The following is a 12,705-nucleotide window of genomic DNA, read 5'->3' on the forward strand; positions in this document are numbered from 1 at the left end:
CGAGTTCTAGGCCCGGCCTGAGTCCGGCGATGCCGGTGGCGGCGGCGGGGGCTTTGGCGGTGCCTTGGGCTTTTCCTTGACAGCGTCCTTCTTCAAGGGGCTTATGATGACGTGCGCGTTGCGCCCTTCCAGTTTGGGGGAGCCTTCCACCGCGCCGTGTTCCGCCAGATCACCGGCAAACCGCAGCAGAAGCTTCTTGCCCAGGTCCACGTGCGCAATCTCTCGGCCGCGGAACTGAACCACGGCTTTCACCCGGTTACCCTCGGCGAGAAACCGCATGGCGTGGTTCATTTTGAAGGTGTAGTCGTGATCGTCCGTGTTGGGACGGAACTTCAGTTCCTTCACCTGAATCACGTGCTGCTTCTTCTTCGCCTCGTGCTGCTTCTTCTTGACCTCGTACTGCCACTGGCCATAATCCATGGCCTTGGCCACCGGCGGCTCCGCCGTCGGCGCAATCAGAATGAGGTCGAGCCCTAGCTCCTGTGCCCGGCGGATAGCCGCCTGGGTAGGCATCACCTCTACTGAGCCGTCCGGAAAGACGGCGCGCACTTCTCGCGCCCGGATGGCCTCGTTGACGTTTTCTCTTACTTTGATTCGGGGGCGGGGAAACCTAGAAGGATACATGCGGGAGGTGCTTCTGAGAGATGTTCATGAGGTAGACTTCGATGCTCCTAAAACAGAAAAAGGGCATACCGGAGGAATACTTTCCCACCAGCGCCCCGGTCTGTTCAAACTCGATAGCGAAAGGAACCGTCAGTAATTGACCCTCTCCAGCCAACTATACACCAGAAAGTCAAGTGGATGGAAGCACCTGGAGCGTTTAGGGAGACCGTCAAGATTAACTTCTGCTGAAGATCAGGGCTCTGTTCCCTGAATCTTCTACTTAAAGTCAGGATTTACGCGCGGCATTCGCGCTCCGGAGGCCTTCCTCCAGGCGGCGAGCCGCGACTGAAGGGAACGCACCACGTCCGGTAGCTTTGCGGCCAAGTCTATGGATTCTCCGGGGTCTTCGCGCAGATCGAACAGCTCCAGCCGGCCGCTGTCCAGGTACTCCAGCAGCTTCCACGAACCGGAACGGATCGCCGAAACAGGTGTTGTCGTCGTATAGTAGTGCGGAAAGTGGAAACAAAGGTCCCGATCGGCCACGGCACTATCCGGGTTCCTCAGGAGGCCGGCGATCGAGACCCCGTCCAGCGTTTGGGTGCCCGGCGGAAGTCCATTCAGATCCTGCAGCGTGGGGTAGAAGTCGGTCGTGATCACCGGAGCATGGCAAACGGTACCCGCCGGTGTCACATCCGGCACCCTGATCATCAGCGGCACGCGTAACCCGCCCTCATAAAGCGACCCTTTGCCGGAACGCAGCGGCAGGTTGTTGGTCACCGGCACCCCATCGAATTTCTCGGTGTAGCCGCCGTTGTCTGATGTGAAAATGACGATCGTATTGCGGTCGAGGCCGGTGCTCTTCAGCCGGTCGAGCAGTCTTCCCACGTTGTAGTCATACCGCGCCAGCATCGCGGCGTAGGCCGGGTTCCTGTGCGTGTGACGCGGCTCCAGCTTGCGCCGGAACTTATCAATCAGCTCCGCCGGCGCCTCGATGGGCGTGTGAACCGAATGGCACCAGTAATTCAGGAAGAACGGCTGACCGCCTTTGCGGTCAATGACATCCAGAGCTGCATTGGTGAGCAGATCCGGCAGGTAGTCGCCTGGTCTTGAGTGCGGCAGCCCCGGCACATACCGGAATTCTCCCCCGTAATGGCGGTCGCCGCTGAACGGGTGAAAATAGGTCTGCGGTGCGCCCCAGAAGGTGCCCCCGATGTTCAGAGCAAATCCGTGCGCTTCTGGATAGTATCCAGCGGTCCCCAGGTGCCATTTGCCGACATGCGCGGCGTAGTAGCCAGCCTGGCGGTACAGTCTCGCCAGGGAGATCTCGGATAAAGGGAGATTGCCTTCCGAGCGCGCCGGCAGCATCGGCCGATCCTTCGGCGGATCCATGGATGCCTCGTGCCAGGTCGTCATCCCTAGCCGGGCCGGGGACTTGCCAGTCAGCAAGGCCGCCCTGGTGGGCGAGCAAACCGGAGCCGAGGCGTAGGCGTTGGTGAAGCGGACCGCCGTTCGGGCGAACTCGTCCAGGTTCGGTGTTTCGTGATAGTTCGAGCCGTAGCACGCGAGGTCAGACCAGCCGAGGTCGTCGGCCAGGACAAACAGGACATTCATCCGCCCCGCAGGCGCCGACTGTGCAGTCACCGCGGGCATCGCCGCCAGTGTGGATAGGAAGCCGCGCCGGTTCGTCTCGCAGAAAGAGCGCTTCATGGTGCAAGTGTTTACTCATTCTAAGCGCGAACTCTCTTCCGTAAGCTAGGCTAACCCTGCCCAACCGTGCGTAAATGGATCGGATGCCCCGAATGACTTGGCAGGCAGTTCTGGCCGTCGCCCTGGCGCATTCCATCGGCTGGGGCGTGCGGGGCCAATGGGGACACGAAGCCGGCGCCATGATTCCCGGCGCTCTCTCCGCCTTGGCGGCAGTGATCTTCGTCGGCCGCGCGGATTGGCTGAAGCGGTTCCTGCATTGCGCCTTCTTTGCGGCCCTTGGCTGGTCGTTTGGGGGCTCGATGTCGTACATGAAGGTGCTGGCCTTCACGCACTCGGATTCAGCTCCAGACGTCTTCTACGGCTACGCGATGATCTTCGTGATCGGCTTTCTTTGGGGTGTCCCTGGCGGAGCGGGACTAGCCCTGCCGGCCACGCTGGACACGGCCAGGCTGAAGAGTTTCTTCGGGCCGGTTCTCGCGATCTCCGCCTCTTGGATCGTCCTTGGGCAGCTCACGGAGTGGTTGGGCTGGGAGCCCAACTGGTACGACAGCGATTGGCTGGGGGTGAGTCTCGGGCTGGCCGCCGTCCTGGCGTATCGGCTGTGGAAAGGGCCGTCGTTTGGCGCATCGCTCATTCTTCACATGGGATTAGGATGGTGGGGCGGTTTCCTGCTGTTTCCTGTTTTGCTCGGTCTCCGAATGACCCCTCCGCGCGGCGACAACTGGGCTGGCAGCCTTGGGCTCTGCGTGGCGCTGATGTGGTTCTTCCGCCGGAATGGGATGCACACCGTGCTGCAGGCGGCACTCATCACCGGTTTCTCATCCGGGGTCGGTTTCGTGGTCGGGCAGTGGCTTAAGTTGTGCGGTGTGTCCACGGGCATCGTGACCAATTGGCACAGCGTGACGGAGCAGTCTTACGGGTTCATTGCCGGGCTAGGCGTGGCTCTGGCGGCCTACCGCCTGGCGGCGCAGAATCCACCGCTTGCCACTGAGGTGGGGGAACTGCGCGGGCAATCCACAGCCTATGCGGCCTTTCTTCTCGTTGTCATGACGTGGGTGAACATCTCCAAGAACCTGAATTCGGTGTGGCTGAAGGCGGGAACCGTGCCCGCTCACTTCTACGGGTTGGATGCTTACACCTGGTTCTCACTGGCTTACCTGGCGCTCGCGGGTGTGATCCTTTTGCTGCTGCGCGCGCACCTCCACCACCCCTTGGCCATCCTGCCGGCGAGCAATCTGGGCCGCAGCCAGCTTCTCTTCGCGGTTTTGCTGTGGTGGATCGTCCTGGGCAACCTCTCGCGCGTACTGCCTTTCGCTCCGGAGCGGCTGATCACCGAAGGTATGATTCATTTGAATGCGTGCGCGGCTACGCTCCTCGTGCTGGTCTACCCGCGGGAGCATCAGGACCAGACGGCGTTGCCGCGATGCCCGCGGTTCGCGATTTGGGCGGTCGCTTCGGTTATAGTGACCGGACTCCTCTCCTGGCACACGCTTTCGTTATATGATGGCCCCGCACCGGGTGCGCAGTTTCGGTTCGGTCCCCGGAGCAACAATCAACAGCGCTGATGTCAGACAACAACTCCTTCTCAGGGATTATTCCCCCCCTTGTCACCCCGCTTCTGGAACCGGAACGCCTTGATATTGGCGGACTGGAACGACTGATCGAGCGCGGTATTGCCGGCGGTGTCGACGGCTTCTTTCTTCTAGGCACAACCGGTGAGGCTCCGAACTTGAGCCACCGGCTGCAACGCGAGTTTATCCAACGCGCGACGCAGATCATCGGCGGCCGGAAACCGGTACTCACCGGGATCACCGACTGCTGCCTGACTGAGGCGTTGGATCTCTCTCGGTACGCCGCCGGGTGCGGCGGAACCGCGGTGGTGTTTGCTCCGCCTTACTACTACCCGCTCTCACAGGAAGAACTGCTGCGCTACTGCCTGCGCCTGATCGACTCGCTGCCGCTGCCCTTCTTTCTCTACAACATCCCCAGCCACACCCGGAACACGTTCGAGCGAGCGACGGCGCGAGTGCTCAGCCATCATCCGAATTGCCTCGGGATCAAGGACAGTTCCGGCGACTGGCCTTACTTCGCCGGACTGTTGGAGGACTACCGGGACCGCAAGGACTTCGCGGTGCTGATGGGGCCCGAAGAGATGCTCGACCAGGCTGTGCTGGCGGGAGCAGACGGCGGTGTCTCCGGTGGTGCGAATCTATATCCCAAACTATATGTAGATACCTGCAGGGCTGCCCGGGAGGGGCGGGTTGGCGAGGCGCAGGCACTGCAGGCGACTATTCAGAGGCTGAGCGAGAAGATCTATGAGCCTGCCGGCTACTTACGGGGCATGAAGTGCGCGTTGGAACTCACCGGGGTCTGCTCTGGCGCGCTCACTGAGCCGTTCGCTCCGTTGGAGGATGAACAACGTGCCGGTGTGCGCCAAGCCCTGATCGAACTCGGGCTGCTCTAGTTCGCCCGTGGACAGCCTGCCTACGCTAAGATCCGATCATCGCCATGACTTCCCGACGTAGATTATTGCAGGCTGCCGCGATCGGCTTCCCCACTATCGTGAAGGCTTCCGCTTTGGGGCTCAACAATGCTGTCCCGCCCAGCGACCGGGTGACTCTTGCAACGGTCGGCGTCGGCTGGATGGGCAGCGGCCACGTGGAGGAGTTCCTGAAATGCTCCGGCCTGCAGTATGTCGCTCTTGCCGACCTGGACGGACACCATCTCACCGAGAACAAGGCGGTCATCGACACGCATTATGGCGACCAGGGCTGCGCCGCCTACCGCTCGTTCGAGGAGATCATGGGGCGCCGCGATATCGATGCGGTGAGCATCGCTGTGCCGGACCACTGGCACGGGTTGGTGGCCTTTAGCGCGGCGCGCGCCGGCAAGGATATCTACTGCGAGAAGCCGCTGGCTCACAACTTCAATGAAGGCCGGCGCATGGTGGAAGCGGCCCAGCAGGCGAATCGAATCTGGCAGACGGGCAGTTGGCAGCGGTCGAAGGAGAACTTCCGCAAGGGCTGCGAGTTGGTGCGCAATGGAGCGGTGGGCAAGATTCACACGGTGGAGGTCGGTCTACCCGACGGACACGTCGATTTCGCCAAAACCAAAGACAGGACCAGCGTGACTGAGCCGCCGGCGTGGCTCTGGTACGACCGCTGGCTGGGGCCGGCCCCGGACATGCCATACGTCGAAGCCCGGATTCATAAGAACTGGCGCTGGAACTACGCCACGGGCGGCGGGCAGTTGATGGATTGGGTGGGTCACCATGTGGACATCGCGCACTGGGGGATGGGTTGGGACGAGACCGGTCCGAGCGAAGTCGAGGGCGTGGGTGAGTTTCCAGCGAAAGACGCGATCTGGAATACCGCGACCCGCTACAAAGTGGTCTGCAAATATCCCCAGAATGTCACAATGACCATCGCCGGCGGCTACGACGAGGTCCGCAGCGGTACTAAATGGATCGGCGATAAAGGGTGGGTCTGGGTCGACCGCGGCAAGATCGAGGCGTCGGATCCGGGCCTGCTGGAGTCCAAAGCAGTGGCGACCATCCCATATCCCGTGTCCCCTGGCCACTACCAGGAATTCATCAATTCCGTGAAATCGCGCAAGAAGACGCTGACGCCGGCTGAAGTGGCGCTGCGCTCGGCCACACCGGGTTGGCTTGGCAATATTGCCATGTTTACCGGCCGCAAACTCAAATGGGATGCCGCGAGGATGGAGATTGTGGCAGACGCGGACGCGACCGCAATGCTGGGGCGTGTGATGCGGGCGCCCTGGAAGCTGTAGGCTCGCTGCCGTCCGGTTTGTTTTATTAAGATATAAAAATCTGATTATAGGCGCACGGTTCGCATACAATTCCAGCAGGGAATGCCATGCGCCATTCATACCGCTTACTGCCCGTCCTGATTGGCTTGGCTGCGATTGCGGCCTCCAGTTCCGCGCCTGCCTTCGCGGATCAACCGTACCGCTCCGGTCCTGGCGGTGTGCTGAACGACTACCTGATAGCGCGGTTCGGCGGCACGGGCGCCGCCACGATTCTTGCCTTGGCCGGGGACCCATCCGGGAATCTCTATGTCGCCGGGGTGAGCCGGTCGCCGGCATTCGCTGCGAACAACGGCCTGCCGCGCGGGCTTTCCGAATCCTCCCTGCTGCGGTCCCTGGACTTGGGTGAGACTTGGCGGAAGTTTGGGGCTGCTCCGGCCGATGCCCAGTTCGTGCTGCCGGATCCGGCTGATCCGATGGTCCTTTTCGCGGGTGGCAGCCAGTCGATCTACCGCAGCGCTGACTCGGGTGCAACCTGGACGACTGTGTACGAATCCGCGTTCTGGTCCGACAGTTCGTACTTTGTTCAACCGGCAATCGATCCCGCCAATCACCTGCGGCTCGCCGCCACCTCGCCGTCCGGAAGCTTGCTGCTCAGCGTGGACAATGGAAAGACCTGGACAGAGGGCGCTTGTCCGGTACAGAACTGCGGGCGCCTGGCCGCTGACGCCTCGGGCTCCGGCCGCCTGCTCGTTTTCCACGGCAGCGATGGGCTGTTCCTGTCCTCGGATTGGGGTTCCACCTTTGCGCGGATCGCTTTGCCCGGGAATGGAAATGTCTTCCTTGTCGCGGCTAGTTTTGACGCATTTCATCCAGGCTGGATGTATGTGGCAACGTCCGCCGGTCCCGCGTCCGACGTCTGGCTCACGAAAGATGGGGGCGTTTCCTGGAGCCAGAGGAGCTCACAGCCTGCGGCGATGGGCGCCATCCGCACCCTGTCGCCCGACCCGGAACGTCCTGATACCTGGTATGCCCTGACGGGGCGCGGCCTGTTTCGCAGTGAGGACGGCGCATCCACCTGGATCTCTCTCCGGGAGTCGTTCGACGGAGCTTTTGCCCTGCCGAGCCATAAATGCGGAGCGGGCGGAGAACTGATTGTTCAGAGCGGGCCAAGCAGTTTCTCCAGGAGTTCCGACTTGGGGACCACATGGGGCGCGGATCGGAATCTGAACTTCACCAGCCTGGCCACCGGGCCGAACTGCACGCTCTATGGCGCCAAATCGTTCAGCGGTGATGCCTTCCTGGCCAAGATTGGCAGCCATGGGAAACTGCTTTGGCTCAATATGCTGAGTGGAGCCATGGCTGAGTCCGTCCTTGGCCTGAAACTGGACGCGCATGGCAATCTCATTCTGCTCGGTACCACCGAGTCGGACGATTTCCCCACCACAAAGACCCACATCGGCTCACGCGGAGGCTCGGATCTCTTCGTGGTGCGGTTCTCGAATGAGGGGCACCTCTTCTCAGGAGTAACGCTCGGTGGGCAAGGGAACGATCGGCCGTCCGGATGGGACATCGGCGCGCAGGGCGACACCTATATCGTTGGCGGAACGGCCTCGAGCGATTTCCCCGTCACTCTCAATGCTTTGGATACCTTGCCCAACGATTCGTCCGCCGGCTTCGCTCTTAGGCTGGATCCCGGGGACGAATTGGTCTACAGCACCTATCTGAGCAACCCCGAAGTCGAGGCATCGCGACTCTTCTTCTCCAACCCGACGGCGGTCCTCGCCAAGGCGGGCGGCGCAGTGCTGATTGCCGGCAACGGCCAGGTGTCGGGCCTCCAGTGGCCCCATTCCGTTGAGGCCGGATACTTGCTCGAGCTCGACTCCGCGGGCTCCAGGATCGCTTCATACAGAACTCTGGGCGAGCAGATTACGCAAGACCAGAAGCTGGACCTGGGTCCCCGCGCCCTCGCGACGGATGCCGAGGGGAACGTGTACCTGGCCGGCACCACGTCGCGCGCGGACTTCCGCACCACCCCTGGTGCCGTCAGTTATCCGGTTTCCTCGCGAGAATGCTGGTCCTGGTATCAGATCGCCTCCGATGAGCCGGCGCAGCAGGTGTACCTGATGAAGTTCCCCGCCGATGGCACGGAGCCTGTGTATTCGGCGATTCTGGGCGGTCGATGCGACACCCGGCTCGGTTCGTTCGCAGTGGACTCTCTCGGCGTGGCGACCATCAGCGTCAACACCGGACCGGGCTTCCCGTTGCGGCTGCCATTGCTTGCGGCGCCCTCCACTTCCGCGCAGTTCTCGCAGATTTACGGCAGCCTGGTTGCGCGGATCAGCGCGAACGGCAGCACGCTGCAGTCTTCCACTTACCTGGATGCCGATGGGCAGGATGTACGGCCGGTGGTGGCCCCTGGACCGGAAGGCGCGACCTACGTCAGCGCGTCGCTCGATGGGAACCTAGGTGTCATGATGTTGCCCGCCGTTGCGGCTCCTGCCCTGCAGCTCAACCGAGTGGTGAACGCATTCAGTGGGGATAGCTCCGGGATTACCCACGGCGGAATCTATACGTTCGAAGTGGCCGGACTGGATGCGGAAGCGTACGACCTCGGGCTCAACCCGGCAGAGCCTCTGCCCACTGAGTTGATGGGTGTGCGCGTGACCTTTGACGGCGTGCCCGCGCCGATACTGCGAACTGGAGCCGGATTCGTCACCGCGATCGGTCTCCGCACCTCGCAGATCAATCCTCCGCTCCCGAATGAATTCACTGAGGTCAAGGTCTCCTTCCATGGCGCGGTTTCGAATTCAGTGATCCTGCCGCTGCTGCCGTTAGGCACTCCGGCCATTGCGCCGCTGACTTACGTTGCGCCGCCATCGGCCTCCAATCCCGTCGATGGGCTGGTGTTCAATGATGATGGCTCGGTCAACGATGCGGAGCATCCTGCAAAACCAGGCTCCATGATTCTCGCCATGGTCACCGGAGTCGGGCAAGCAGCCGGGACATTTGTCCCGGGCGCTATCGCGGCGAATGAGGCCACTGTTCCGGCAAGCCCGCTGTACAGCAGTTGGACTCCCCGCCAAGCCGTCGTCGCGAAATCCCTGCCGGGCTTTCTCACATCCATTTTCCAGGTCCTGCTCACGGTGCCGGAGCGCACTTCGCCCGGCACATTGCAGAAGGTCCCATTGAGTGTCTCGGCCTATCCGGCCATTCCCGCGGGCTCGCCCTTAAAGTATCAGCCTTTCGGCAGCAGTCCAAATGGGATCTACCCCAACGCGATCGCGGTGTATGTGAAGTAAGCCAAGGTTCCATTCGCACCCGGGCCGCGGGATGGCAGAATAGAGGAATTCCTCATGCTCTCCCGACGCGAGTTTCACGCTCTCTCGGCCCTCACTTCCATGTCAGCCAACGCCCCTGTACGCACGTTTGCTTTTGAATGGTGGGACGTCTTCACCACGCAACCCCTCACCGGCAACCAACTTGCCGTATTCCCCGACGCCAGCGGCCTGACCGATGCCGACATGCAACGCATTGCCCGCGAGATGAATCTCTCCGAGACCACTTTCGTCCTGCCCCGAGATAAAGCCACGGAAGCGAACCAGGGCGTGAAAGTCCGCATCTTCACGCGAGAGCAGGAGATCCCGTTCGGAGGACATCCCGCCCTCGGCACGGCCTGCCTATTGCGGGAGCGCGTCGGTGATCTGGTCAAGCTCGATCTTGGAGTCGGGCCGGTGCCCGTCTCCTTCACCAAGCAGCCCAGCGGCCTGGTTTTCGGCGATATGTTGCAGGCCGACCCGGTGTTTGCCGAGTCGCATGAACCGGCCCGCATCGCGCCGTTGTTGGGCCTGTGGGTCGAAGATCTGGACACCAGTCTGCCGATTCAGAATGTCTCCACCGGCCGGCCGAATCTGATCGTGATGCTACGGTCCCTGGATGCCATCCGGCGGCTGAAGGTGAACTGGAGTGAGGCCCGCGCGTACTTCGCATCTGGGGACACTCAGCGAGGCTTCTACGTGATGACGCGGGAAGTGGAGACGCCGGGCGTATTCCTGCATGCGCGCAAGCCGAGCGCCGCCCAGGAGGATCCGGCCACTGGCTCCGCCGCGGGCTGCGCCATTGCCTGGCTCGTCAGGCACGGCTTGGTCGAATCCGGACAGCGCGTCCGCTTCGAACAGGGGATTGAGATGAAGCGGCCCGGCGAACTGCACGTCAGCGCGGTGAAGTCGGGCGACCGGATTCACGAGGTGAGGGTGGGGGGCTATTGTGTGCGCGTGATGCAGGGGCATCTCACCCTCTGAAGCGCGCCAGGCTGACCCGAAGTTCGACGTGCTCAAGGGGTAAGACTCGAGTTGGGGGAGGTAGCGATGAAGATCTTCGTTGCAGGTGCCAGTGGCGCTATCGGGCAACCACTGGTGGCGCACCTGGTGCGCCAGGGGCATACCGTTACGGGGATGATCCAAACCGAGTCCGGTGCGCAGAAGATGCATGCGCTGGGCGCCACTCCTGCCCTGGTGAACGCGTTCGATGGGCCGGGTTTGGAAGCAGCCTTACGCGCCTCCCGGGCAGAGATCGTAATCGATGAACTGACGGCGCTGCCTGCCACGCCGATGAACTTGGCTGCTGCCTTGCCAAGGGACCGCCGACTCCGGATTGAAGGCGGTGGCAATCTGCGCCGCGCGGCCCAGGCCAGCGGAATTCGGCGCTACATCCAACAGTCTGGCGCGATGTTCCTCAGCGCTGGCGACGGGCTGGCGGACGAGTCCGTGCCCATGGCCGTCGATGCTAGTCCCGGAGTTGCCTTCTGCGCACAGCTCTACACGGATCTGGAAGCTCGCGCTCTCGAATCGACGTGGACGGAAAACGTCATCCTCCGCTATGGGTTCCTGTATGGGCCTAACACGTGGTATTCCCCGGACGGCGGGACCGCCGAGATGATGCGCCTGGGGCAGTTTCCGATCGTAGGAGAAGGCGAGGCCGTCTGGTCGTTTATTCATGTGGAGGATGCGGCCTTGGCGACCATCGCTGCGATCTCGGCGCCGCCGGGCGTGTACAACATCGTCGATGACAGCCCCGCGCCCTCCTACGTCTGGCTGCCTTGCTTCGCGAAATGGGTGGGTGCGCCACCGCCTGCCCGGGTCACCGAGGATTTTGCCCGCACGCTTGCCGGCGAGGATGCGGTCTACTACGGAAACAAGCTCAGGGGCGCCTCCAATGCGAAGGCTCGGCAAGTTCTCCAGTTCCAGCCTCGCCAGACCGAGTGGCTCGAGACTACCGAGCCCTAGTCGGCCCGTCGCCGGGAACATCTCGCGAGCGCGCCCGGCCCCTCCTCGAGCTACGCAACTTCTTGACAATGCGTCGTTTCCTTCTCCTGGTTAGAAAATCTGCCTCCGTTACAATGCAAGTAATGACGACTTCCCTCCTGGTTGTGCTTGCGGTGGCTCTGGGCGCTTCCGCCACGGCCGCCGATCCGCCCAAACTCCCCGCACCCTACCACACGCCCTCCGCCTCCAATGCGCCTCGTGTCGTCGACCGGCCCAATGGCGCCCGTCTCACCGTGCCCGCCGGCTTTTCCATTGAGGAATACGCCTCCGGATTCTCCACGCCGCGGTACATGATCTATGGCCCCTCCGGTGAGATCCTGCTCACCGAAAGCGGCCGCCAGGGCGGCGTCTACGCCCTGGTCGACAGGAACAAAGACGGCAAGATCTCAGAGGACGAAAAGGTCCGGCTGATCGACAAACTCTACCGCCCCTTCGGCTTGGCGATCTGGAAAGACTACCTCTACGTCGGCGAAGTCACTTCCATCAAGCGCTACAAGTATGATTCCAAGGTAGTGAGGCTGGGGCCCGGAGAGGAAGTTGTTTCGCTGAAGGACGCGGACGAAGGCCACTGGACGCGCAGCCTTCTGTTCGACCGCAAGGGTCAGAAGTTTTATGTGGGCGTCGGTTCGAAATCCAATGTCTCGCCGGGCGAGCCTGAGATCCGCGCCACCATCTCCCGCTACAACCCAGACGGCACCGGCCGCGAAATCATTGCTTCCGGGACCCGAAATCCCATCGGCCTGGCGCTCTACCCGGGCTCAGACACGCTGTGGGCCGCAGTGCAGGAGCGCGACGGCCTTGGCGATGATCTGGTGCCCGACTACTTCACCTCCATCAAGCCTGGCGGCTTCTACGGTTGGCCGTTCTCCTACATCGGCCCGCATGAAGATCCGCGGAATAAGGGACAAAGGGCCGACCTGGTGGCCCGCACGATCGTGCCCGACGTCGTGCTGCCAGCCCATGTGGCCGTACTCGACGCCCGCTTCTACACGGGTAAGATGTTCCCGGCCAAGTATCAGGGCGGCGCCTTCCTGGCCTTTCACGGTTCCTGGAATCGCGCCCAGCGCATCGGCTACTCCGTGGTGTTTGTACCTTTTAAGGACGGCAAGCCCAGCGGCCTGCGGGAAGACTTTCTCTCCGGCTTCATGACGGATCCCAACTCCAAGGACGTCTGGGGCCGGCCTGTCGGCCTGCTGCCCATGACGGATGGCAGCCTCCTCGTCACCGACGACGGGGGGAACAAAATCTGGCGCATCTCCTACAGGAAGTAGCCTTCTCCTTCCGGCCTACGCCAGATACGTCA

9 protein-coding genes are annotated in these 12,705 nt (G+C 62.2%); 7 read left to right on the plus strand and 2 right to left on the minus strand.

All coding sequences use genetic code 11. The annotated features are described in order from the left end of the window. Positions 1 to 6: 6 nt before the first annotated feature. Together infC and IRI77_RS28295 are read right to left on the minus strand one after the other, a co-directional pair. Positions 7 to 624, minus strand: coding sequence for a translation initiation factor IF-3 (infC, locus tag IRI77_RS28290; RefSeq protein ID WP_194448327.1), 618 nt, complete (start codon positions 622 to 624; stop codon positions 7 to 9). 255 nt (positions 625 to 879) lie between these two features. Next, on the minus strand, positions 880 to 2,310 hold the full coding sequence (locus IRI77_RS28295) for a sulfatase (protein WP_194448328.1): 1,431 nt from the start codon (positions 2,308 to 2,310) through the stop codon (positions 880 to 882). A gap of 92 nt (positions 2,311 to 2,402) precedes the next feature. Between IRI77_RS28295 and IRI77_RS28300 the strand changes: the two genes are divergently transcribed. The 7 genes from IRI77_RS28300 (at position 2,403) to IRI77_RS28330 (ending at position 12,673) form a co-directional block, all read left to right on the plus strand. Continuing rightward, on the plus strand, positions 2,403 to 3,875 hold the full coding sequence (locus IRI77_RS28300) for a hypothetical protein (protein WP_194448329.1): 1,473 nt from the start codon (positions 2,403 to 2,405) through the stop codon (positions 3,873 to 3,875). Next, positions 3,875 to 4,774, plus strand: coding sequence for a dihydrodipicolinate synthase family protein (locus IRI77_RS28305; protein ID WP_194448330.1), 900 nt, complete (start codon positions 3,875 to 3,877; stop codon positions 4,772 to 4,774). The genes IRI77_RS28300 and IRI77_RS28305 overlap by 1 nt, the downstream gene beginning before the upstream one ends. A gap of 44 nt (positions 4,775 to 4,818) precedes the next feature. After that, positions 4,819 to 6,102, plus strand: coding sequence for a Gfo/Idh/MocA family protein (locus IRI77_RS28310; RefSeq protein ID WP_194448331.1), 1,284 nt, complete (start codon positions 4,819 to 4,821; stop codon positions 6,100 to 6,102). Between the two features lie 86 nt (positions 6,103 to 6,188). Further along, a complete protein-coding gene (locus tag IRI77_RS28315; protein ID WP_194448332.1) occupies positions 6,189 to 9,380 on the plus strand; it encodes a hypothetical protein in 3,192 nt (1,063 codons plus the stop codon). Positions 9,381 to 9,434: 54 nt separating this feature from the next. Next, the gene (locus IRI77_RS28320) at positions 9,435 to 10,379 is read left to right on the plus strand and encodes a PhzF family phenazine biosynthesis protein (RefSeq protein WP_194448333.1); all 945 of its coding nucleotides are present in this window, start codon (positions 9,435 to 9,437) and stop codon (positions 10,377 to 10,379) included. Between the two features lie 66 nt (positions 10,380 to 10,445). Then, positions 10,446 to 11,363, plus strand: coding sequence for an NAD-dependent epimerase/dehydratase family protein (locus tag IRI77_RS28325; protein WP_194448334.1), 918 nt, complete (start codon positions 10,446 to 10,448; stop codon positions 11,361 to 11,363). Positions 11,364 to 11,485: 122 nt separating this feature from the next. Beyond that, positions 11,486 to 12,673, plus strand: coding sequence for a PQQ-dependent sugar dehydrogenase (locus IRI77_RS28330; protein WP_194448335.1), 1,188 nt, complete (start codon positions 11,486 to 11,488; stop codon positions 12,671 to 12,673). Positions 12,674 to 12,705 lie beyond the last annotated feature (32 nt).

This window comes from Paludibaculum fermentans (genome assembly GCF_015277775.1).
GTDB classification, from domain to species: Bacteria; Acidobacteriota; Terriglobia; order Bryobacterales; family Bryobacteraceae; genus Paludibaculum; species Paludibaculum fermentans.